At 51.6% G+C, this 21,819-nt stretch carries 21 protein-coding genes; 5 read left to right on the top strand and 16 right to left on the bottom strand.

Features of this window, described 5'->3' with window-relative positions; all coding sequences use genetic code 11:
* Nucleotides 1-160 precede the first annotated feature (160 nt).
* The 4 genes from P9J57_RS03185 to P9J57_RS03170 form a co-directional block, all read right to left on the bottom strand.
* Nucleotides 161-2,224: a replication endonuclease gene (locus tag P9J57_RS03185; RefSeq protein ID WP_238493638.1), complete on the bottom strand. Its 2,064-nt coding sequence runs from the start codon at nt 2,222-2,224 to the stop codon at nt 161-163.
* Nucleotides 2,221-2,448, bottom strand: a complete 228-nt coding sequence (locus P9J57_RS03180) for a TraR/DksA C4-type zinc finger protein (RefSeq protein WP_013027288.1) — start codon at nt 2,446-2,448, stop codon at nt 2,221-2,223. Before P9J57_RS03180 ends, P9J57_RS03185 begins: the two co-directional genes overlap by 4 nt.
* Nucleotides 2,448-2,666: a DUF2732 family protein gene (locus P9J57_RS03175; RefSeq protein WP_014604959.1), complete on the bottom strand. Its 219-nt coding sequence runs from the start codon at nt 2,664-2,666 to the stop codon at nt 2,448-2,450. The genes P9J57_RS03180 and P9J57_RS03175 overlap by 1 nt, the downstream gene beginning before the upstream one ends.
* A gap of 66 nt (nt 2,667-2,732) precedes the next feature.
* Nucleotides 2,733-3,101 (bottom strand): hypothetical protein, encoded by a 369-nt coding sequence (locus P9J57_RS03170; RefSeq protein ID WP_014604958.1) that lies wholly within the window; start codon nt 3,099-3,101, stop codon nt 2,733-2,735.
* A 424-nt stretch (nt 3,102-3,525) separates the two neighbouring features.
* On the opposite strand from P9J57_RS03170, the gene P9J57_RS03165 reads away from it, so the two are divergent.
* Entirely contained in the window at nt 3,526-4,110 is a 585-nt protein-coding gene (locus tag P9J57_RS03165; protein ID WP_014594661.1) for a phage repressor protein CI, read from the top strand.
* Between the two features lie 206 nt (nt 4,111-4,316).
* Here the strand turns inward: P9J57_RS03165 and P9J57_RS03160 are convergent, their stop codons facing one another.
* From P9J57_RS03160 to P9J57_RS03130, 7 genes are all read right to left on the bottom strand, one after another.
* On the bottom strand, nt 4,317-5,174 hold the full coding sequence (locus tag P9J57_RS03160; protein WP_483279383.1) for a ketose-bisphosphate aldolase: 858 nt from the start codon (nt 5,172-5,174) through the stop codon (nt 4,317-4,319).
* A gap of 3 nt (nt 5,175-5,177) precedes the next feature.
* Nucleotides 5,178-6,587, bottom strand: coding sequence for a PTS fructose transporter subunit IIC (locus tag P9J57_RS03155; protein ID WP_028715825.1), 1,410 nt, complete (start codon nt 6,585-6,587; stop codon nt 5,178-5,180).
* A gap of 20 nt (nt 6,588-6,607) precedes the next feature.
* Complete coding sequence (locus tag P9J57_RS03150) at nt 6,608-7,081, bottom strand: PTS sugar transporter subunit IIA (RefSeq protein ID WP_014594664.1); 474 nt, start codon at nt 7,079-7,081, stop codon at nt 6,608-6,610.
* Nucleotides 7,074-8,579: a BglG family transcription antiterminator gene (locus P9J57_RS03145; protein ID WP_235193335.1), complete on the bottom strand. Its 1,506-nt coding sequence runs from the start codon at nt 8,577-8,579 to the stop codon at nt 7,074-7,076. Before P9J57_RS03145 ends, P9J57_RS03150 begins: the two co-directional genes overlap by 8 nt.
* Before the next feature lie 212 nt (nt 8,580-8,791).
* Nucleotides 8,792-10,270, bottom strand: coding sequence for a SulP family inorganic anion transporter (locus tag P9J57_RS03140; protein ID WP_483279382.1), 1,479 nt, complete (start codon nt 10,268-10,270; stop codon nt 8,792-8,794).
* 455 nt (nt 10,271-10,725) lie between these two features.
* Nucleotides 10,726-12,270, bottom strand: a complete 1,545-nt coding sequence (locus P9J57_RS03135) for a methyl-accepting chemotaxis protein (protein WP_013027297.1) — start codon at nt 12,268-12,270, stop codon at nt 10,726-10,728.
* A 198-nt stretch (nt 12,271-12,468) separates the two neighbouring features.
* Nucleotides 12,469-12,846: a hypothetical protein gene (locus tag P9J57_RS03130; RefSeq protein ID WP_246874501.1), complete on the bottom strand. Its 378-nt coding sequence runs from the start codon at nt 12,844-12,846 to the stop codon at nt 12,469-12,471.
* Nucleotides 12,847-13,346: 500 nt separating this feature from the next.
* On the opposite strand from P9J57_RS03130, the gene P9J57_RS03125 reads away from it, so the two are divergent.
* The 3 genes from P9J57_RS03125 (at nt 13,347) to P9J57_RS03115 (ending at nt 16,186) form a co-directional block, all read left to right on the top strand.
* Entirely contained in the window at nt 13,347-15,275 is a 1,929-nt protein-coding gene (locus P9J57_RS03125; RefSeq protein ID WP_014594668.1) for a methyl-accepting chemotaxis protein, read from the top strand.
* A 326-nt stretch (nt 15,276-15,601) separates the two neighbouring features.
* On the top strand, nt 15,602-15,859 hold the full coding sequence (locus P9J57_RS03120; RefSeq protein WP_015699470.1) for a hypothetical protein: 258 nt from the start codon (nt 15,602-15,604) through the stop codon (nt 15,857-15,859).
* A gap of 129 nt (nt 15,860-15,988) precedes the next feature.
* Nucleotides 15,989-16,186 (top strand): hypothetical protein, encoded by a 198-nt coding sequence (locus P9J57_RS03115; RefSeq protein WP_071887032.1) that lies wholly within the window; start codon nt 15,989-15,991, stop codon nt 16,184-16,186.
* Nucleotides 16,187-16,271: 85 nt separating this feature from the next.
* Here P9J57_RS03115 and P9J57_RS03110 read toward each other — a convergent pair whose 3' ends face one another.
* The 4 genes from P9J57_RS03110 to P9J57_RS03095 all read right to left on the bottom strand — a co-directional run bounded on the left by P9J57_RS03110 (nt 16,272) and on the right by P9J57_RS03095 (nt 17,919).
* Nucleotides 16,272-16,547 carry a biofilm development regulator YmgB/AriR family protein gene (locus P9J57_RS03110; RefSeq protein ID WP_014604950.1) on the bottom strand — a complete coding sequence of 92 codons (276 nt, stop codon included), beginning with the start codon at nt 16,545-16,547 and terminating at the stop codon, nt 16,272-16,274.
* A gap of 142 nt (nt 16,548-16,689) precedes the next feature.
* On the bottom strand, nt 16,690-16,959 hold the full coding sequence (locus P9J57_RS03105; protein WP_014604949.1) for a hypothetical protein: 270 nt from the start codon (nt 16,957-16,959) through the stop codon (nt 16,690-16,692).
* Nucleotides 16,960-17,100: 141 nt separating this feature from the next.
* Nucleotides 17,101-17,340 carry a regulatory protein YcgZ gene (gene ycgZ / locus P9J57_RS03100; protein ID WP_013027302.1) on the bottom strand — a complete coding sequence of 80 codons (240 nt, stop codon included), beginning with the start codon at nt 17,338-17,340 and terminating at the stop codon, nt 17,101-17,103.
* A 270-nt stretch (nt 17,341-17,610) separates the two neighbouring features.
* Entirely contained in the window at nt 17,611-17,919 is a 309-nt protein-coding gene (locus tag P9J57_RS03095) for a hypothetical protein (protein WP_013027303.1), read from the bottom strand.
* A gap of 736 nt (nt 17,920-18,655) precedes the next feature.
* Between P9J57_RS03095 and P9J57_RS03090 the strand changes: the two genes are divergently transcribed.
* Entirely contained in the window at nt 18,656-18,898 is a 243-nt protein-coding gene (locus P9J57_RS03090) for a biofilm development regulator YmgB/AriR family protein (RefSeq protein ID WP_013027304.1), read from the top strand.
* A 617-nt stretch (nt 18,899-19,515) separates the two neighbouring features.
* Here the strand turns inward: P9J57_RS03090 and P9J57_RS03085 are convergent.
* A complete protein-coding gene (locus tag P9J57_RS03085) occupies nt 19,516-21,690 on the bottom strand; it encodes a sensor domain-containing phosphodiesterase (protein WP_174261323.1) in 2,175 nt (724 codons plus the stop codon).
* Nucleotides 21,691-21,819: the final 129 nt, after the last annotated feature.

The raw sequence follows: 21,819 nt of genomic DNA, 5'->3' as shown, positions 1-21,819 counted from the left end.
GTTCGTAAAAAATTATATCATGTTGATAGGCATCAACTTTTGTTGTACTGCCTGCCAGACAGGTGAAGGCACACTTACGCCAGAAGCGTAAGAAAAATCAATAGATTTTCCTCATTTACCCATCCAAAACAGCAGGTTTTCACTCCGTCTTTTCGTCACGTCAGGGCGAAAAAGAAATCCTCACCGTTGGCTGGGCTGCAGGAGAAGCATCGCCTCTGTCGTGGCCTGAAACAGGGCCAGGAATGCGTAAAGGCGAAGCCCGGCAGATAAACCTGGAAGCCCTTTCGCCTTGGTGACCTCTGCGCCACGGATCTGTGCGCAGATCGTCAGAGACCTCACTTCTGGCATAAAAACGGCTTACGGGGTCCGTACAGTTATTAACAGAACTCCAAGACAACGAAGCGGACTGGCTTTTTTCGTCGCCCGCATCTTCAGCACGTTTGGGCACCAGCTTCCATAGCTTTAACCGCGTCAGGACTGGCGTATCAGCACCAACGGCAGTGGCGTAAACGCCCTTAATTGACTGGATTTCCTCACCAAATGCATTACAGCTTTCGGCGGGCTGGTACCAGGTGCGCACCGCAAGCGCGTCGCGTTTAACGAACGGGCCGCCCTGGGCATTGATGTAGTCGGCCCATTGACCGGCATCGGCCGCATCGTGCACCGCGGCAAATTCCACGCTCAGGCCATGCGCGGTTTCGGTGTCCGCCATGCGGCGAAGTTCGCGATAAACTGTTACGGGCGCGCCTCCAATAAACTGAAACTGGCGGATGTGCCAGCGTGCTGCCCATGCCGACACCGCCATCGCCGTCTCCCTTAGCGGTTTACCGCTCTCGTTATCCCGCTCGCCCTCTAGCGCATAGCCGTCAATGTTTTTAGAAACATATTTGGCAACATAGCCGGTCGCGCTGCCTTTCGCCGGATCGATCGCTTCGACGTGAAAACGGGCTTTACGTGCCTTTGCGCTGTCTAGTTCCTCACTGTCCTGCTGGCAGGCGTAATGGCGCAGGATCTCGTCTACGCGGTTAACGTCTTCAGGGCGCATAAACATCAGCAGATGCCAGTGGGGCGTGCCATCATGATGCGGCTCCGCAACCCGTAAACCAAAAATGCTGATCTTTTCACGATGCAGTTTGGCCCGCACTTTTTGCCAGAGTGAGCAGAGATAGTGCTGTGTTTCAACCGGGCTGGCCCCCGTCCATTTAGCGTTACGGTGACCACTCTGCAAGGTCGCGTGATAGCGTGACGGCGCGGTTAACGTGTAGAAGCAGGCCCGAAAGCCCATATCCTGACAGATGGTTTCGAAGCCACGAATACGCGTCATCAGTTCAGCACGACGAATAGCCGGATTGGCTACGCTGCCGTCGTATTTTTCAATCAGGCTGATGCGGTTGCCCTCTTCATCCTCCAGATCCATTCCCTGGAGGAAATCACGGGTACGGCGGCGTTGCTCACGCCATTCCGCTACGGCCATAAGGCTGGCATAAGGGGAATGCGTTTTATTAACGTTCGCCAGGGCGATATGCAGATGTTCACGCCAGAAGGCACTGATACGACGCAGCTGACCTTTCCACCATTTTTCCGCCTGCATACGCAGAATGGCCGAGGTCACCGCTTCAGGGCAGAATACGCGGGCGCTGACGGTTTCCCATAAAGGCGGCGTCTGACCCAGCTCACGGGTGATCACCGCCGCGGTCATATACAGTCTGTGGGTATAACGGTAGTCCGTATCGGTTTGGGCGTGAGTGTGCAGTTGCACCAGCTCGGCGTGAATGAAATGCGCGATATCCCCTGCCAGCACATCAGTGTCGGCACGGGACATATCTGGAAGGCGGTTAAAGCGTTTCATCAGTTCCCACAGCGTGCCGGCGGCTCTGGCTGCGCCCTGCGGGCAGGACATGCTGCGGGTCAGCTGTGCGACAACGCCCGTGCGCATATCATGCAGTTGATAACGTCGGTTAACAGCGTCAACACGTGGCAATGTGCGCTCAACAAAGGTTTTTGCTAAGTAGGCATTGGCCCGGGCTGTTCCCTGCTGCTGTTCCAGACTGGCAAGACGACGCTTCACGTCCATCTGGACAATGCTGGGCTGGGCATGAAGAATTTTCTGTCCGTGCAACCACGCCGCAATCTGTCGATGACGGTGCTGCTGCTGGTCATGGGTCAGATACGGGCTGGCTATCGCCAGCCGCGGGGCGTTCCACGGGTAAGCGAACGACATCATCGCGTATTCCCGTAGTGAAGACGTGCTCTCAGCTCGCTCAACTCCTGACAGGAGAGGCAGCGGGTCACGCCCTGCAGCGCACGACGGCGCGCTTCAGGAATCGGTGCGTCGCACTCTTCACAGAACGAGGCGCCGATCGCCACAGGACGTTGCGTAACCTGCGCGATATTTTGCGCCAGGATTTCCTCGCTGCGCTGCTGCGCAATATCGATTGCATCTGCCATTAGCGCATCTCACCTGATTCGTTTTCATAACGCTCAGCTTCAGATCGCAACAGCTCTGCTGCTTCGATGCCGTTTAGCGTCTGCCGCGTAATGTGCGCTGCCATCGCACTCAGCCGCTTCGCCACGGCCAGCGCGCAGGCTTTACGCTCATTATCGAGCAGTTTATTGAGGGTAAAGGCCATGGCGTCGTTCATTGGATGTGTCTCGGTATTCATCATTTCTCTCCAGATTTTGGGCAAAGGCATGCCCGACGGGTTTACGTCATCACGTCAGGGGTGATTTATTTATTCAGGCAGAAAGCAGTCAGCCGTTGAGAACTGACGCGGCAACATGTTTCCCCAGCGGGCCAGCTTATTCATTGCTAAAATGATGTGCTCACGGCGCGCCTGGTCAAAAAACTGGAAAGGCCTGCCAATGTCTTCCAGCCTGAACATGCCCGGGCAGTCGCGGTTAGCCAGGGTTAATACGCAAAATTTAAAGTCATCATTTTGACGATTAAAATAGCGAAGCGATGGGTTTCGGTTGTGATCGCGCAGCAAGCGCCAGTGCTGTCGAAACGCATCAAACGTCATTTTTTCGCTGTGGCAGTCTTGCTCTGCGGTGAAACGTGGCCCGGCAGATGACTGACTGATGACCTGGACGGTGCGGTTCATAGGCTCCTCCGAAAAACGTTGCAGCGGGTTTTGACGAATCAATACCCTCATCGTTATTACAGTGACGTTTTACTGGCGGCGGATTCGCGCCTGTCTCATCCATGACGCTCGTTAAGCATTAAGCGAAACGGCAGGTGCGCAGACGGTTTCCCCCCAGATTGCCCCGGACAGGGCGCGTTGCTGCGCCAGCCGCGGCCTGAGAGCGCTTTCGACCCTGAAAGCGCGCTTTTACGCGCCTCTCCACGTGCGCTGACTGCATTAGCCCTGCATCTCATTGCGACAATAAGGTTCTGGCTTGATGATTGTAAAAATGAGCCTCATCAGGCAAAATCCTGAGTTATCAGATAAAGCCGCACCCTGTTACATCATTCAAAGGCTAACTTAAACTGGAGGATACTTAGACTAAATCTAAGTGTCAATAAAAATGAGCGTTTATACTAATTTCAAATTTCCGAACTCGAGCGCAGAAGCTCTGGATCGCGTTGTCGATGCCTACGGCTTTACCATGAAAATGCAGCTTGCAGATCACCTTGGAATTGCAGCAAGTAGCCTGTCTGCGCGCTATAAACGTGATGTTTTTCCTTCAGATATCGTTTTACAGTGCGTGATGGAAACGGGCGCAGACCTGCAATGGTTGATCACAGGCAAAGGCTCAAAATTTTCTGAAAGCAAACCCGACACGCCCACACTGATTAGAAAAAAGCTAATCAGCGGCAAAATCGAGGAAGCGGGTTATGTGATGCTGGATAAAGCGTTATACGCGCCATTGAAACAGGAACCGCGCAGTGCTTTCTTACTGTTGGCGGAAACCACCCAGTACATCATCGATACCGATTTTGAAGATATGCATGACGGCGTCTGGTTGGTCGAAATTGAAGGAACCGCCAGCGTCAGGACGCTAACGCGCATTCCGGTCAGGAAGGTGCACGTCAGCGGCATCGGCGTAGCGTTTGATTGCGGGATTGATGATATCAGGCTGATTGGCCGCGTGGTTCTGACGATTCAATAAACCGGCGTCGTGCGCACGGCAACGCCTTATCACGGCCTCAGCGTTACTCACAGAATGCGGTACAACGCGGGCCGCCTGCCTCAGGCCGCCCGCTCCGCTCTTAGCGGCAAGGGGTTCCCACCAAAGCGGCTTGCTGATCGCTGAGGTTGGCTCCCCGGTCAATACAGGTTTAACCACGGCTCGCCCGTTACCGCCAGCGTTAACGCTTAATACAGTCCGGCCTTCCCCGCTGAAGAGAAAAGCCGCATCTTGTGCTCGACAACGGCTTTCGCCGCCGCCATCGGGCGCACGTAGAGTGCGCTGGGTTCATGTCCGTTTGACTGCAATTCTTCCTGCAGCGCGACATAAAACGCCTTCTTCATATCGCTGGAGATATTGATTTTCCCTACGCCATACTTAATCGACTCCGCGACCTCGCTGTCTTTGTTGCCCGAGCCGCCGTGCAGAACCAGCGGAATTGTCAGCCGCTGTCTGATGGCTTTGAGACGGTCAATATCCAGTACAGGCTGTTTACCCGCAGGATACAAACCATGCGACGTGCCGATGGCCACGGCAAGCGTATCCACTCCGGTTTCTCTGGCAAACCGCTCCGCCTGGTCGGGATCGGTGTAGAGAATTTCACTGTGCCCCCCTTCCGCGCTCCCCTCTGCCACGCCAATCGTTCCCAGTTCGGCTTCTACCGAGACGTTAACCTTGTGGGCAATGGCGGTGATTTCACGCGTCAGCGCAATATTCTCTTCAAATGGCAAGCCTGAGGCATCGATCATGACCGAGGTATAGCCGGTGCGGATGGCGGTTAAAATATGCGCCAGCGTCTGGCCGTGATCCTGATGAATCACCACCGGCACGGAAGCGTTAACCGCCAGCTCCCTGAGATAGGCGATGAAACTGTTGCCGACGAAAGCGTGCTCATCGGGATGCACTTCCAGGATGACGGGAGATTGCAGGGATTCCGCCACCTCAATGACCAGCCGGGCAAACTCAGCGGAGGCGATGTTGAAGGCACCGACGCCGAACTGATTCTCCTGCGCCACCTTCAGTAACGCCTTCATATTTATCAACATAATTCACTCCTGCGGTAAATGTTGCGGATGATCTTTTTTAATCACTCTGAGGATCAGTGCGGTAAACAGCGCACCGGCGAGAATGGCAAACAGGTAGGCTGAGACATGGGTAATGACGTTCGGTATGAACATAACGAAGATCCCGCCATGCGGTGCGCGGGAAGCACAGCCGAGCATCATTGACAGTGCGCCAGCCAGTCCCGAGCCCGCCACAATGGCGGGAATGACGCGAAGCGGGTCCGCCACGGCATACGGAATAGCCCCCTCGGTGATAAAAGAGAGGCCGAGCACGTAGGTGACCTTGCCGGTTTCGCGCTCCTGAACGCTGAATTTCTTTTTAAAAAGGGTGGTGGCAAGGGCAATGCCCAAGGGAGGAACCATTCCCGCAGCCATACATGCTGCGATGGGTTCGTAGATTCCGGTCGACATCAATCCAATCGCGAACATACAGACGGTTTTGTTAAGCGGCCCGCCCATATCGAAAGCCACCATCATTCCGATAAGCAATCCGAAGATAGCAGCGTTGGCATTTCCCATATCCGTCAGGAAGGTAGTCAGGCTCTGTAACAGCAGCTTAATGGGCTGGCCGACGACCAGAATCATCAGCGCACCGGTCAGGAACACGCTCAACAGTGGCACAATCAGAATGGGTTTGAGTCCGGCAATGGCCTTGGGTAAGTTGATGTACTTCACCACGAGCAGCGTGATGTAACCCGCCATAAAGCCCGCCAGTAAGGCGCCAAGAAAACCCGATCCGGTATGAATGGCTAACATGCCGCCCACCGCGCCCGACACAATTCCCATATTGCCACTAATCGACTTGCTGATGCCCAGTGAAAGAATCGGCAGCATTAACGCAAAAGCGGCACCGCCACCAATATCGGACAGCATCTTCGCAATGGGGTTATAGAGGGGATCGCCTGGCGTGGCGGCAGTGATCCCAAAAGAAAAACTGAGGGCAATTAATATCCCGCCAGCCACGACAAAGGGGATCATCAGGTTGACGCCGGTAATCAGATGCACATAGATGCTCGACAGCGCCGCTTTTTTGTCTTTGTCTCTATCCTGCAAGGTTACGTCTTCTGATGAGGCAGAACAGATTTCGCCGGTTAAGGCCCCGGATAAAATGTCGTCCAGTAATCCATCGGCATCTCTCGCGGCTCGGGTAACGGACACGGTAATCATGCTTTTGCCGATAAAGCGGGAGCAATCAATCTTTTTATCCGCGGCAATAAGCACGATATCAGCACGTTTAATATCCTCTTCAGTGAAAATATAGTCACTTTCAACGGCACCCTGTGTTTCAACAAGGATCGTTATGCCTTTTTTCTCTGCGCTCTTTTTTAAATTGGCTTCCGCCAGATAAGTGTGTGCTACGCCTGTGGGACAGGCGGTAATCGCAATAATATTCATTTTCCCTCCCGGTGAAAGGCTTACTCCTGGGTGTTATTGACTAATAAATTAAATAAGGCCTCTTTTGTCTCTGCGTTTAGTAATGCCTCAACGACTTCATCATCGCCAAGGGCAATTGAAATTTTTGCCAGTAGTTTTATATGTCCCGCGCCGCTGTCGGCTTCTTTAACCGCAAACAGAATCACGAGGCTGACCGGCGAATCGTCCATGGTTTCCCATTCCACGGGGGACGCCAGTTTGGCTACCGCGATCCGGGTTTCGTTCACCCACTGCGATTTTCCATGCGGGATCGCTATCTGATTTTCGAAGCCGGTAGAACCTAATGCTTCGCGCAGCATGACGTCATGAATAAAACCTTCTTTGTTGCTGATAATATTTAATTCACACAAGCTTTGCGTTAATTTCTCAATAACCTCATCTTTATTTTTTGCATTTAGATTCATAAAAACACAGGTCTGACTTAACAGATCGGCCACAACAATTTTATTATGCATCCGTTACTCCGTTAGCATTATCTTCTTTATTAAGGCACTCCATCACCCGCAAAACATCTCTGTTTGAAAACAGGGCAGAAACATAGGCCACAGGATGTTCAGTCTCCTCCAGTCTGATCGTGGAGATAATTAAATCGCACCTGACTTTCTTAATGGCTTCGTTCAGGCGGGCACCCGGCACAATATCCACGATCTCCCATTCGGGAAAGGCCCGGCTGATTCGGCTGGAAAGCAGCTGAGATGTACCAATGCCGCTGGAGCACACCAGCATGACGCGTTTAGTTGCATGACACTTTTCTAACGCGTTCTGGATGTAAATAGTCAGATAGGCAATCTCATCATCCGACGCTGTCGGAAGCCCCCACTGCTGATTAAGGTGCAACACGGCCTGTTTGACGACGTTAAATACCGCGGCAAACTCTTTACGTATCTCGTCCAGCAACGGGTTGTGAATAACAATGCGGTAGGCCAGCCGATTAAGCATGGGCTTCACATGTGACACCAACGCGTTAAGCAGCACGCTGTCGCTGCCAATATTCTGTCTTAATAACGAAGAAAGCCGGGTGATTAAGGTCGTGGCGTAGTTCACAGCGTCTTCGTCGTAGTGCGATGGAGAGGGAAAACCGGCGCTAAACGGATGCCGCCCCGACGAGATGAGGTATTGATAAATATAGTGAACCTCAACGGCCGCGAAGGAGACCGCGTAATTTTCCTCCAGCCATCTGACCGCTTGCCGGGCGACTGACCATTCGTGATTGTTGTAACCTGCCATGTCCGACTCCGCTGGCGCGGGTGGCGTGCCGTTAAGCGCTCTTTTAATCGTCACCAGCAGATGGGAAAACAGGTTGGTATAATAGGGCTCGCTAATGGCGCAGTGCAGCGCCTCTTCAATGTAGGTGATCAGATTAATGCAGCAGGCCACATTGTCGCTGCCAAACTCCGCCACCAGCTGAACGCGCGAAAAACGATCGATGCGGCTGTCGGCGACAGGGTAACCACTCATCACGCTGAAGGTAATAATCTCTTTCAGCGCCAGACGAATATCCCGGTCGCTGCCGGTAATACAGGTTCCGCTATGGCTACGCGCGATGCGCAGTGAAAAAGGCGCTAACCAGACCTCAATTTTTCGTAAATCTGCCACGATGGAAGAGCGGCTGATAAAATATTTTTCCGCCAATGCGCTCAGCGTGAGCGGTGATGGAGAACAGGTAAGCAAGTCTGTTGTGATGGCGACCAGCCTTTTATTTTTCAACAAACCTTTTACCTCTTCCCCATGCAGATCCACAGGTAAGGCGACGCCATTTTCCAGCAACAATCCCAACCCGGGTTTGCTGAGGATTCGGCTCTCCTTGTCGGCGAAATAGTGATTAACGGAATCCACATCGCGGCGCAGCGTACTGGCTGAAACCTTCAGCGTCCGGGCAATATCTGTTGCCGAGCGCCATTCGCCCTGAGAAGCTAAAAGATGAATTAATGCCTTTTGTCTTTGGGTCAGCACGTTGACTCCCGGCTTCGCTAGGTGATCCAGATGCTCGGTCATTACCGTTATATCTGCCTTGTTCCGGTAGAGAAATACCAAACCATGGCGTCGATATGACCATAATAGTGAACAGTGCACCTGCAATGCTGCTAACCCGGTTCCATTCGTGCAAACTCCAGCGTGTCGCGGCGTGACAGAAAGAGCGGGCCTGAACATCAGGCCCGATGCGGTTAATGTCCGCCAAAGACTTTTTCAACTTCTTCGGGTTTGTCATGTACGCCAAAACGATCGACAACGGTTTTTGTCGCCTCGTTCATGCCACGAATCTCGACATCCGCCCCTGTCCGACGGAATTTAACCACCACCCGATCAAGCGCGTTAACAGACGTGATGTCCCAGAAATGGGCATGGGTTACGTCAATCACCACCTTTTCCAGATCCTCCTGAACGTCAAAGCTGCGGACAAAGCGATCGGCGGAGGCGAAAAATACCTGCCCGGTAATGGCGTAATGGCGACAATCGCCTGATCGCGTGGAACTGACCGCCATAAAGCGTGCCACTTTGGTGGCAAAATTTAATGCAGCAATCAGCACGCCCACGATGACGCCAAAGGCAAGATTATGGGTAAAAACCACGACCAGCACGGTAGCTATCATGACGACGCTGCTTGAGAGAGGATGGGTGCGTAACGTCGCCACCGAACGCCAGGAGAAGGTACCTATCGAAACCATTATCATGACCGCGACCAGTGCCGCCATGGGAATCTGAGATACCCACTGGCGCAGAAACACCACCATCACCAGCAACGTGATACCCGCCGTGAGTGTGGAAAGCCGTCCACGACCGCCTGATTTTACATTGATCACCGACTGACCAATCATCGCGCAGCCTGCCATTCCGCCGATGAAGGAGATACAGATGTTGGCGATGCCCTGCCCCTTACATTCGCGGTTTTTGTCGCTCGCGGTGTCCGTCATGTCATCAATAATGGTCGCCGTCATCATCGACTCCAGCAAGCCAACCACGGCCAGACCTGCGGAGTAAGGCAAAATGATCAACAAGGTGTCGATGTTCAAAGGCACGTCGGGAAGCAGAAAAATGGGCAGGCTGTCAGGCAGTTTGCCCATATCGCCCACGGTTCGCACATCCAGGTGCAGAAACAATGAAACTGCCGTCAGAATCACAATGCAGATCAGCGGTGACGGCAGTGTTTTGTCGAACAGTGGATAAAGATAAATAATCGCCAGGCCGGCGGCGGTGAGCGCATAAACATGCCAGGTGACATGAGTGAGTTCAGGCAACTGCGCCAGGAAAATCAGAATGGCCAGCGCATTAACGAATCCCGTGACCACCGAACGCGACACATAGCGCATCAGGTTGCCGAGTTTACAGTAACCCGCAATGACCTGAAGTACGCCGGTGAGCAACGATGCGGCAAGCAGATACTGCAGCCCGTGCGTTTTGACCAGCGTCACCATCAGCAACGCCATCGCGCCGGTGGATGAGGAAATCATCGCCGGACGCCCACCAAAAAAAGCCATGACAACCGGAATACAGAAGGCGGAGTAAAGACCCACTTGAGGATCGACACCCGCGATGGCAGAAAAAGCGATCGCTTCAGGAATCAGCGCGAGCGCGACAACAATACCAGCCAGCACGTCACCACGGACGTTACCCAGCCAGTCCTTACTCGTCGAGGACAGCAACATAGTATTTTCTCAAATTTTGAATGCAGTTCGCCCAAAAGGGCAGATTTCAGACAGAAAGCGTCACATCCACAGACGGGATGTCAATGAGGTGCGTCCGAATGGGATCGGGACGACAGGGAAGGGATAAAACTCAGGGTGGCGTGATACGCATGACGGTTAAAAACTCCTTATCAGCATGGGCTGGCTGCAGCAAGGCACTGCAGTAACATTGCCGGGTCATCTCAGGCAACGCCCTGTTCAGCTGACTACTTTACACAAAAAATCACCCGCACTGGAAGCCTGAATTTGCCTTACAGCCCAGGCACTCCCGGCCAGCGGCGGGAGAAATCCTCAATAAGCGCTTGTAAAACTGCTGTTTATTGATTTTATAACATTGCGTGCCGCAGGCGCATATAGCCTGACTGACCGCATAAATGAACGGTCAGCCAGGCGTGACGCATCGCTTCGGCGCGTCGTTACACTCTGAATGCCTCAACCATACCGCGTAATGAATGTGCCTGTTCAGACAGGGACTGCGAAGCAGACGAAGACTCTTCGACGAGTGCCGCGTTATTCTGGGTGACCCCGTCCATCTGGCTGACCGCAATGCTGACCTGAGAAATGCCCTGCATCTGCTCCGAGGACGCCATCGAAATCTCATCCATTGCGCCCGCCAGTTCGTTCACCATGCCCACGACTTTTAAGATGCTTTCACCCGTACCGGCCGCGACGTGCACGCCGCTGTCCACCTGCTCTACGGCACGTTCGATAAGTTCTTTAATCTCTTTCGCTGCGGTGGCGCTTCGCTGCGCCAGCGTTCTGACCTCGCCGGCAACAACGGCAAATCCGCGTCCGTCTTCACCCGCCCGCGCCGCTTCGACAGCGGCGTTCAACGCCAGGATGTTTGTCTGGAACGCGATACTTTCAATCACGCCGGTGATGTCACGAACCTTGGTAGCACTGGATGCGATTTCATTCATGGTGTGAGACATCAACTGCACCTCTGACTCACCAGTGCGTGCCAGGGTTGCAGCCTCTCTGGCAACGGTGGCGGTATGCTGAGCACTGGCAGTATTACTTTTCACCGTCGCGGTCAACTGTTCCATACTGGCCGCCGTTTCCTGCAGGGCTGCGGCCTGCTGTTCAGTGCGTGATGACAGCTCAGTATTGCCCTGGGCGATCTCGTCTGAGGCGGAGGCGACCGAACCTGCCGATTCTTTGATTTGCGTAACCAGACTTCGCAGGCTGGACTGCATGTTAGCCAGCGAGGCAAGCAGGCTGCTGGAATCGTTGTGGCGGAGTATGACCGGCGCTGTGAGGTCGCCGCTGGCGATGGCCGCAGACAGTGCCTGGGCCTGGGCCGGTTCCCCGCCCAGTTGGCGCATCAATACTCGGGTAATGATGAAGCCCGCCGCAATTGAAATCGCCACGGAAAGCGAGGCCAGAATCATTAAGATTGTGGTTGCTCTGTGAACGTTTTGACTGGTGTTTTCAACCGACCGCTCACTGTCTTCCATTTGAATATTCGTCATTTCCTTGAGGGCTTCCAGCAACTGGCCCTGCAGCGGCCTGACCGTTTTTATCAGGTAGCTTATCGCTTCTTGCTGTTTATTTTGCAGGCCTAACTGCCCTGCGTGATCCAGCACGGCCAGAACGGGGCCTTCGCTGCTGACGATCTTGTCGAAGGCTTCCCGGGCCTGCGGGGTTGAATCTTCGGCGACCATGGCAGCAAGCCGTTCGCGGTTTTCAATATAACGGGCTTTTTGCGTGACAATACGCTGCCATTCCTTCTGCATCTGGTCGGCTTCGGTCAGCAGGGCAAGGTTACGAACGATGACGGCCATATCACGTAACCCGCCGTACATTTCCATCCCCAGACGGTATTTCTTCATTTTGACATTGACGGCATTGTCCATGCCATTACGGGCATTATTCAGGCCGTTATAGGCCACCGAGGTGCAGATAATGAATAACGTAATCAACAGGCCAAAGCTGATAGTGAGACGCGTAGAGATTTTCATGGGGACTCCTGTTTATGTTAGGAAACAGGTATCGGTTGAAATAATAAAAACCACAGTAAAAAAATCATAAATAATAGTTATAATAATGTAAGACATTGATAATCATGTTATTATAATAATTTCCTTTAATAATTTGACGAATGCGACTTTATATTCTATCGCGCCATGAAAAAATAAATATCACCAACCAACCCTTTATTAAAAAATATTCCATGCTTCCTTTTCGATTAAGAAAAATAATATAAAACGTCGTTGCTGCGGCATACTCTGCTGATTGATGGGCTTAACGCTATGGATTTTTGCTGTCAGCCGCGATTGTCCGGTCAGGAAGACCCGCAGACTGTCCAGGGAGTGGGTTTGTGCAACGGACAGGATAACGAAAGGATAAGTCACTGGCTGTGCCTGACGATCACCGCTGCTATCATGGCAACGAAACCGGTAGCGATGACGGTTTGGATTTGGGTTTGGGTTTGGATTTGGGTTTGGGTTTGGGTTTGGATTTGGGTTTGGATTTGGGTTTGGATTGAGGTTTGGGTTTGCGGGTGAGATAACAGGAGCCAGACTGCCGCCATTCATAATTAGCGCTGCGCGAGAGAAATGGAGTAGCGTTGAGCGTTATCACTTTAATTTTTATGCATGCGCATGCCAGCATCCCGACAAGGGCGCTTTTTTAAAACACACAGAATAATTAAACGGGGATATTATCGGCACATTTTTTAAAAACTTTACTGTTTTTGTATTTTTTAATAAATGAAAAGGTTTTCATTTATCACAACCCCGGACATACCTATTTATGATTAGCCTGAGGTTATCGAAAAAATATTAATTTGGCTTAACCGGATCCAAAAGAAAATATTGTGCATTTCTAACGTGGAAAATAACACACCACATTCTATAATCTCCTCTACTATGGAAAGTAGATTTTCCCCTGCGCATTTCAACAGACACATAGTGACCAAGAGTCACGCGCAAGGCCTTGATAAATAGAAATTTAACAAAGATTATTATAAATAAATTACACGAATAATATTTGATGACATTCATCAAAAAACACCATTTCACCTGGAATTCAATAAATGAAAAACATTCTCAATAACATTAGTCTGCCGACTAAGTTCCTGATCCTGGGGATTTTCGCGTTGGTATTATTTGTCTTTCCCACCTATTTATTTATCCAGACGGGTAATCAGGCTATTGATGCGAAGAAACAAGAACTGCAGGGCGTACCGGTCGAAAAAGATATCCTGACGTTGCTTAACCTGATTCAGCGTCACCGTGCTGAAAGTGCAATCGCCATTTCATTGAATAAACCTGATAATGCGCCGCGCCTGGCACTTGCCTCTCAGATAGATACCCTGACAGATACTATTGCCGCAGAATTACGCCAGTATGATGCCAGTGCGCAGCCGACCCAGCGCTTCAACGGCGTCAAAGCCGCCTGGTCTCAGCTTCAGCAAGATGTTGCATCGGGTAAACTGACGCTGGCTACCAGCCTTTCGCATCACGCGCTGCTGATTCAGAACTTACTGGACACCAACCAGGACATTCTTGATTTATATGGTCTTTCTTTGGACGCGGACCTCAATACGTATCAACTTATCATGAGTATCTATGGTCGGTTACCTGAACTGACCGAGACGCTTGGACGCATCAGAGCCAGCGGTACCTCTGTGATTGCCGCGGGTGCCAACGCATCCGATTCTTCACGCGGCACGATGGAGTACCAGATTGAAGGGGGTAATGCGGCGCTGGAAAAATTCAGTAATGTGTTAAATAAAGCGTTTGCCGTAGAGCCGGATCTCAAATCTGAATTTACCGCGCTGGCGAATGATGCTTTCCAACGTTCCGCCAGCGTCCTTAAACTGGCTGAAGATGTCTTTATTACAAAACGTGTTCAAATTACCCCTGTTGAATATGTAAAAGACTTCACCCAGGCTATTAACACTTATAACGATCTTGGCATGAAACTCAGCCTTCAGCTGGGAAAAACACTGAACGACCAAATCGACCAACGTCGTCGTTCACAATATATATTGCTGGCTTCACTGATCGCCGTGGCCTTGCTGGCCGTATGTGTGGCGGTGATGATCAGCCGGTCCGTTACCCGTCCGGTAAAAGAAGCGGTTTTACTTGCCAGTAAAGTGGCCGCCGGTGATTTAACGACGACGATTACCGTGTCAGGTAAAAATGAAATTGCTGAGTTGCTCAATGCGCTCTCGCAAATGCAGCAACGTCTTGCGCTTCTGGTATCGAATATTAAAAACAATGCGTCAACCATCGCAAACTCCTCTGAAGAAATTGCGATGGGCAATAACGACCTCTCTTCCCGAACTGAAGAACAAGCGGCCTCACTGGCGGAAACCGCGGCCAGCATGGAGCAGCTCTCTTCTATCATCAAGCAGAATGCTGACAACACGCGCTACGCATCAGATATGGCGGTTTCAGCCACTAACGCAGCGCTGAAGAGCGGCGAAGCGATGACTTCTGTAATGACTACTATGCAAAAAATTCGCAGCAGTTCGGGGCAAATCGAAGAAATCACCTCCGTTATTGACAGCATCGCCTTCCAGACGAATATTCTGGCGCTGAATGCGGCCGTGGAAGCAGCGCGTGCGGGCGAGACGGGCAAAGGTTTTGCCGTGGTTGCCGCTGAAGTCCGGGCGCTGGCCCAGCGTTCGGCCAGCGCAGCGAAAGAAATTAAGGGCCTGATTGAGCAGTCCGTTGGGCATTCGAATGAGGGCTTAATGCTGGCGCAGGATGCCGGCAGCAAAGTAAAACAGAGCGTCGAAGCAATTGAACAGACATCTCAGTTGATTCGCGATATCTCCTCATCCTCTGAAGAGCAAAGCAGCGGCGTAAGCCAAATAAATATTGCGGTTAATCAGATGGACCAGGTCACGCAGCAAAACGCCGTGCTGGTTGAACAGTCGGCGTCTTCTGCTGACGAGCTGGCAAAACGTGCAAGCGATCTGCGCGACATGGTCTCTGTGTTCCGCACCGCTTAATCTTCTCCTTAATCTTCTCCTTTTGCCACTGCCGTCAGCCTTTGGCTGGCGCAGTGGCCGTTATAATCCCTCATGCCCGGCGTTAGCCAGGCAACTTTCGACCAGAAAAACAGCGAAATCACACGGATGATTAATTGAATGATTACCGAAAGAAACTTATTCTGTTCGCCGTAAAAAAACAGTAAGCGGTCAACGGCACTCTGCTAATGTCCGAAGGCTGGGGTTGTTACGGTCCATCGGTGCATTCTCATTTTGATATAGAGCACCTACCCGTTGGGCTAAGCTGTGCTAACCTTCCGGTCTCAGAATCGCCATTCGGGGAGAATATGAACAACGTTTTTGACGAAAAAATGACGGACATCATCATCGGTGAGATGGTGACGCAGCTACTGAATGAGGATGCGGCTATCTCGTGGAGCATTCTCCTTGAGAGGCTGCAACAGTTTCTGGACATCGAGCGGGATGAAACCCGGCTCAGAGCGGCTTTGCGGGCGATGGATGAGATACGCGCCGAAATGCTGTTACATCCGGCCGAGAACAACGGGGTTGAACCTCATCCGGCAAATCTTCATCAGCTTCACTAAGTATTGAGCAACACGGCTGGACATTCCGTTTACGCGTTGTGAGTGGTCTACCGTCTGAACGACAATTTATAATATCGAAACAATGACAGTAATAATCCAGAAGCCACTGCTCTGGCGGATAACCGCCCCATGAGCGACGAGACCGCCAATGAAGATATCTATACCCTGATTGGCAGGATAGTTACCCATCTGCTCAGGCCAGATGGGGAAATACACCTGCAGGACATACTCAGTTCGTTGCACCACTTCAGCCAGCAAAGTTCCGATAAAGGTGAAAAGCGAGCCTGCGAGGAAGCCATCCGTTTGCTCTCCAGACAGCTCCACTGAGAGACAGTCACTCAGCTCTCTGCCGGGTGTTACCTTAAATCGCCAGGCCCGCTAACGCCTCAGAACAAAACGCGATTTTTTGCCCTTATGCCTGTTCTTCCTGAGAGCACGTGCGGCCGACCACAATCTCAAGGCAACTCCGCAATACATCCAGCTGTACAACATCTTCTGTACTCTCCAGCTCGGCAATCAGATTGATAATAATGGCCTTGCTGGTCACTTTTTGTCCCTGAATGACAATATTACGGATCACTGCATCCAGCACTGCACTTTCAGCCTCAAGTTTATCGCCCGCACCGCGAAAGAGGCGCATAATTTCCGCTTCGGTCGTGCTTTGCTGAGTGTCGATGGTGTTCTGCATGATGCTCTTCTTAATCAATGTCAATTTAGTGGACACGTGGTAATGCCGCGAAGCGGGCAGAAATACAGACGTGTCTGTCCTGGGTAGTGATGATTGCACTACGCATAGTAAAAAAGTTTTTTGAAAAGGCGTGAGACGAGCCTTAATGCTTGCGACTGTTGTCCGGGACGCTTTGACCGAATGCAAGCGCCGCAGAATCAACGGGATCACGCGCGGAGGCAAACTCGCTCTGCACTTCGGCGAGCACCTTTTCAATGGCCTCTTGCCGCCCGGCATCCGTTTCATCTCTGAGCATAGACTTTAGCCTGTTAGCCAGGGTCGCACCGCTGATTCTGTCATTGCTGTCCAGTAGCGCAATCACCGCCTCGCCCATGATGTGCTCAGTCAGTTTCTCAAGTTTGTCTTTCAGCATACCCGCACCTCTGATGACATTGTGCCCATACAACCGGGCAAACCAGCCTCAAACGCTCAGGCTTCTAATGACCTGCTAATTTGGCCGATCAGATTGATGCTGCGAGACGTTATTACCCTTTAACGTAACGCGGCACGAATCTCAGCGGTCAAAAAGCATGCCGATAAGTTTCTGGTAATGCTGCTCTTCTTGAGGCCCGGTCGACTGGCTAAGGCGACGGATCAGCGCGCTGCAAATGGCCTTACGGTTAAGGCTTTTACCTGCATGCAGGATCTCAAGAATGACCTGACCCAGCGTCTCTTTTTCAGAAGGCTGCGTGTCATTGCCGAAGTAGCGCGCAATGTCATGGACGGTATTTGTAGTGGTTTCGTTCTGATGCATGCTAAACCCCCCAGATGTGAAATTGAGTGAACTATAACCAAGCCTTGTCCACTAAACTTATACAACATCTGGAAAATTGTACAGGAATTCCGTTTGTTCCCTGCGCTGAGAATTGTGCATAAAGTGCTATGCCCTGTATAACAATTACTTGCGTGAGTATCAGATTCTTAACCTTTAGAACGTTACCCACTCTTTAACAGGCAAAGACTGTCTTAGACATTCCTTTTTCATGTCGCAAGGTGAACCTTGTACAAGTCTCTGGCAGCGAAGCTATCTGTCATCGTCCTCATCCGAACGGAATCGGATGACATCATCATTGCGCTTCGCGTTTTCATTCTGGTTCGCCAACATAAGCCACCTCAGACTCGCATTGGGACGGGCATGCGACTGCCTGAACTGTTTCAGCCAGCTACGGGCAGCAAAAATCTCTGCCAGTCTGTTGTCACAGGTTTCCTCTTCGGCCATCTGGTTGAGCTCTGTGATGAGCGTATCAAAACTTATTTCTTTCTCACCGAGAGCCAGGCTGACCACGGCTTCACCAAGAATGACGTGCTCTTTCTCATCGTCATGAAATAACACTGTATCCTCCTGCTTTATAAATTACATCGTTTCTACATAAGCTATTTTAGTGACCCGAGGCCAGATGACAAAAATATTTCCTGGCCATCAGAACAATATTTTACAGGTGCGAATATCTTATATTTTAAATGCTTTTTTTAACCTGATGAAAAACAATCATTTTGTGGGTTAATTTACTTACTAAAATCCTGTAAAAGACTATTCTTAAAGCGCAGCCTGGCTGAAAATGGTCGAACCAGGCCTGACGCAGCAAGGCTTGCGGGTCGGTGGTCATTAACGTCTCGACATCTTTAAAGAGGCAATCTGCGCAGCATTTAACCCTATAACCTGCCTTATTTTATGATTTTCATCTGATAATTTCACTTGTCACTTTTTAAGCGCCCGCTTATCACAACCTATAAAACCACACTCAATGCAGTGTTGTTTTTTTACTGATGCAGAAGACAGGATTTATTGCGGATAACATTTCCCGACGAGGTGACCAGCCCAATTTCCCCCTCCTGCAACGTTCAAAAAATCAGGCAGGTTTCGCGGTGAGTTTGGAAAACAAATATGCGCGGGTATGCCGGTATTCGTGTTTCTCAGCGGCGTGCAGACATTGTCACACCGGGCCCAGAGAAAGTAAGCCAAACGGCACAGATTTTTGTTAGGGCACGATCGGTAATACTGCTGTACAGCAGCCCCCAGGATCGGTTAACTTGCGCACAACTCTTCCTACTTTACTCAAGGGAACACTATGCGCCAGAACGGTTTACCACCTTCGGGGAAAACCAGCAGTCTGGCCCACTATTTCAGCCAGATTGATCATCCCCACCAGCTCGAAACGCTGGGCAGGATAGCGGTTGAAATACTTCACGAGAATAAGCCCGTCAGTCGACGGATCATCTGTCTTAAGCTCATCGGCTGTCTTGAAAAAGCCACCCGTGAGGAAGACGCTTTGCATTATCGTGAACTACTGGCCATGCTATTCAGTCAATAACACCTGCTAAACCGTGCTTCCATCAATGAGCACGTCAAACCCAACACCGCTCTCTACGTAACATCACGTCGGAATCCGTCTCTCCCTCGCTGCGCTCTGCTGTATAGCACAGTGCGAGTAGCGGTTTTCAGATGCGCTACGGAGGGCGAGCTCCCCCCTTACGCTTTACGACAAAATGCAAACCCCCTGACGCCGACAAAAAAAATGCCCGCACCTCGTTAAAGGGTCGGGCCGGAGTTCTCAGGGAAATCCTAAATGACTTCCAAACAGCGTTTTTAAATTAGTTCACCATCTGAATTGTCGCCAGTCGAAATCGGACAAATTTTTTCTATACCTGAAATACGTCTCTAATTTTTTGCTGATAAGTGCCGTCTGACAGTAAGAATTAAGCTTCATATCACATTTTTGCAAAGTCTTATCGGGCCGGTTCCATGTTCTGCCTGGCGAGCCGATAAGGGTAATGTGAGTTGATTATCACAATGATTGTCCTGACCACATGTTGCTTACTTCGGCACCCTTGCGGTGCCGTTTTTTTGTCATGCGTGGGGTCAATACGTGCCTGGCGGGGTTTGCCAGGCACAGTGAAACGCTATCCCTGACGGGAACACGGCGAAGGCTTAATTCAACGGGGTGAGATAGAGTTGTTCAAACCGGGGTGCGCTGACCGGAGAGCCCGTCTGATTGCCCTGCAAAACGTCGCATTCAGCCGTGCAAATCAACGCGTGCTGTGCGTCGTTCTCAATGCCCTCGGCGGCCACCGTAATCCCCATATTTTTAGCCAGTGACGCGATAGCGTTGATTAACAGCCGGGTTTTGTTGCTCTTCTCCAGTTGCAGAGTCAGTGATTTATCAATCTTAAGCCCCGCGACGCAGCGATGTTGTAACAGGCTCATTGAGGCAAGGCTTCGGCCAAAGTGATCAACGATCAATAATGCTCCCGTCGCCTGAATGGCTTCTAAAACCTGCGATTTGATGTCCACAGTATTGGTCAGCAAGGGTTCGTCCACTTCCAGGTCGATAAAACTTGCGTCATCGCCGGCACACTGACGGATCACCTCTTCAAGGCCAGCCTCCATTAGCTGGCGCGGAAACAGGTTAATACTGACCCGCAGGGACAGATTTTGCGCACGCCACTGCTTAACCTGACTGACGGCAGACTGAACAATCCACGTCCCCAGAGTAATGGACAAAGGGCTTTTAATCAGCATATCGATGAAATCAGCGGGAAACAGCAGGCCCCGCGCCGGATGCATCCAGCGTACCAGGGCTTCACAGCCGATTAACTCGCCATTCTGGGCATCAAACCGCGGTTGATAATGCAGAACAAACTGCTGCTGGCGAACGGCGGCTTCCAGCTCACGTTCAAACCGACGCCGCCCCAGTTCCGCCTCACGAAACTCAGACTTAAACAGCACTGACTGGCCTTTGCCGCTTGCCTTAGCCCGGTACAACGCCAGATCGGCTGCTGACATCACCGATGAGGTATCCGTCGCGTGATGGGGAAAACTGGCCACCCCGGTGCTGGCACCGACCGCTATAGTCGAATCCATGTAATGAAAAGGCGTCTGAATCGCGGCGGTGAGTTGCTGGGCAATCTTCATCGCCTCATCGCTACCGCAGGGCAGTAAAACGATAAACTCATCGCCCCCCAGGCGAGCGGCGGCGATAGCCTGAGTGCAGACAGCGCGGATTTGCTCAGCCACATGGCAAAGCAATGCATCACCAGCCGCATGACCGCGGGTATCGTTAACGTCTTTGAAACTGTCTAAATCTGTCATCAGCAGCGTATAAGGTACGCCTGATTCAGTTAGTTTGCTGAGCTGCGTCATGAAGGCGCTTCGGCTGGCAAGCCGTGTCAGCATGTCCAGTGAGGCCAACTCGCACAGACGGGCTTCGCTCTCGTAACGAAGCGTCACATCCCGAATGATCATACCGATGTAACGCTCAATGCCCTCCCGCCAGCCGGAAAAAGAGACTTCCGCCGGAAACTCTTCCCCATTGCACCGCTTGCCCCAGATCTGCAAGGTACGCGGCGCTGAGATAGCCGCCTCTTCATGTTCAAGGCGCTCAAGCTCATTGCGGTAATCCGTCTGGCAGCGCTCCGGAATGAGTCCGGCAACGTATTTACCCGCCATCTCTTCAGCATCATAGCCAAACATCTTGGTCGCTGCAGGGTTCCAGAAGGTAATTCCCCGGTTCAAATCCGTACAGATAATGGCATCGGGCGAGGTTATCGAGATGGCTTCGAGGCGCTGCTGACTGGCATGACGCAGCACCTCCATACGATGAACTTCCATGCGATCCATGACCAGTGCGGCAAGATCGGTCAGATTCTGACGGTCGGTCGTACTCATCGCGGGGCGTGGATGATTATCGGTCAGACAGAGCGTACCAATGCGATGCCCGTCCGGCGTAATCAGCGGCACACCCGCATAGAACCGGATAAAAGGATAACCCTGCACCAGCGGGCTGTTTGCGAAACGGGGATCGTCGAGCGCATTGGGAACGCAAAGGATATCGTCACTTTCGAGCGTGTGGTGGCAGAACGCGACGCTTCGCGAGGTTTCTGTGATTTGCAAACCATAACGCGACTTAAAAAACTGCCGTTTTTCATCAATCAGCGACACAAATGCGACCGGCACGCTGAACAGTCTGGCCGCCAGGATAGTCAGTCGATCAAAGGCTTCATTGGGCGGCGTATCCATCAGATGGTACTGGGCAAGCGCACGCAAGCGTGCGACTTCACAGCCGCTTTCAGTTGAGTGCTTCAGAGTTTGTCCTCCTGAGGTCATATACTGTGGCCGGGCATCTCACAGTAAAAAGAGGACGCCTGCAATCAGACAGAACCAGGTAACGCACTACACATCAACCTGAAGCCGCAACATAGGTCCGCCTGTACAGCATAATGTCAGAGATCAGAA

This window comes from Pantoea sp. nfd-35 (assembly GCF_056892255.1).
The sequence above is the reverse complement of the archived record's forward strand: the minus strand, read 5'-3'. Positions and strand labels throughout refer to the sequence as shown.

Bases quoted from the DNA above. Each gene is read 5' to 3' on its own strand.
- P9J57_RS03185 (WP_238493638.1), bottom strand. From the start codon at position 2,224: ATGATGTCGTTCGCTTACCCGTGGAACGCCCCGCGGCTGGCGATAGCC.
- P9J57_RS03180 (WP_013027288.1), bottom strand. From the start codon at position 2,448: ATGGCAGATGCAATCGATATTGCGCAGCAGCGCAGCGAGGAAATCCTG.
- P9J57_RS03175 (WP_014604959.1), bottom strand. From the start codon at position 2,666: ATGATGAATACCGAGACACATCCAATGAACGACGCCATGGCCTTTACC.
- P9J57_RS03170 (WP_014604958.1), bottom strand. From the start codon at position 3,101: ATGAACCGCACCGTCCAGGTCATCAGTCAGTCATCTGCCGGGCCACGT.
- P9J57_RS03165 (WP_014594661.1), top strand. From the start codon at position 3,526: ATGAGCGTTTATACTAATTTCAAATTTCCGAACTCGAGCGCAGAAGCT.
- P9J57_RS03160 (WP_483279383.1), bottom strand. From the start codon at position 5,174: ATGTTGATAAATATGAAGGCGTTACTGAAGGTGGCGCAGGAGAATCAG.
- P9J57_RS03155 (WP_028715825.1), bottom strand. From the start codon at position 6,587: ATGAATATTATTGCGATTACCGCCTGTCCCACAGGCGTAGCACACACT.
- P9J57_RS03150 (WP_014594664.1), bottom strand. From the start codon at position 7,081: ATGCATAATAAAATTGTTGTGGCCGATCTGTTAAGTCAGACCTGTGTT.
- P9J57_RS03140 (WP_483279382.1), bottom strand. From the start codon at position 10,270: ATGTTGCTGTCCTCGACGAGTAAGGACTGGCTGGGTAACGTCCGTGGT.
- P9J57_RS03135 (WP_013027297.1), bottom strand. From the start codon at position 12,270: ATGAAAATCTCTACGCGTCTCACTATCAGCTTTGGCCTGTTGATTACG.
- P9J57_RS03130 (WP_246874501.1), bottom strand. From the start codon at position 12,846: ATGAATGGCGGCAGTCTGGCTCCTGTTATCTCACCCGCAAACCCAAAC.
- P9J57_RS03125 (WP_014594668.1), top strand. From the start codon at position 13,347: ATGAAAAACATTCTCAATAACATTAGTCTGCCGACTAAGTTCCTGATC.
- P9J57_RS03120 (WP_015699470.1), top strand. From the start codon at position 15,602: ATGAACAACGTTTTTGACGAAAAAATGACGGACATCATCATCGGTGAG.
- P9J57_RS03115 (WP_071887032.1), top strand. From the start codon at position 15,989: ATGAGCGACGAGACCGCCAATGAAGATATCTATACCCTGATTGGCAGG.
- P9J57_RS03110 (WP_014604950.1), bottom strand. From the start codon at position 16,547: ATGCAGAACACCATCGACACTCAGCAAAGCACGACCGAAGCGGAAATT.
- P9J57_RS03105 (WP_014604949.1), bottom strand. From the start codon at position 16,959: ATGCTGAAAGACAAACTTGAGAAACTGACTGAGCACATCATGGGCGAG.
- ycgZ (WP_013027302.1), bottom strand. From the start codon at position 17,340: ATGCATCAGAACGAAACCACTACAAATACCGTCCATGACATTGCGCGC.
- P9J57_RS03090 (WP_013027304.1), top strand. From the start codon at position 18,656: ATGCGCCAGAACGGTTTACCACCTTCGGGGAAAACCAGCAGTCTGGCC.
- P9J57_RS03085 (WP_174261323.1), bottom strand. From the start codon at position 21,690: ATGACCTCAGGAGGACAAACTCTGAAGCACTCAACTGAAAGCGGCTGT.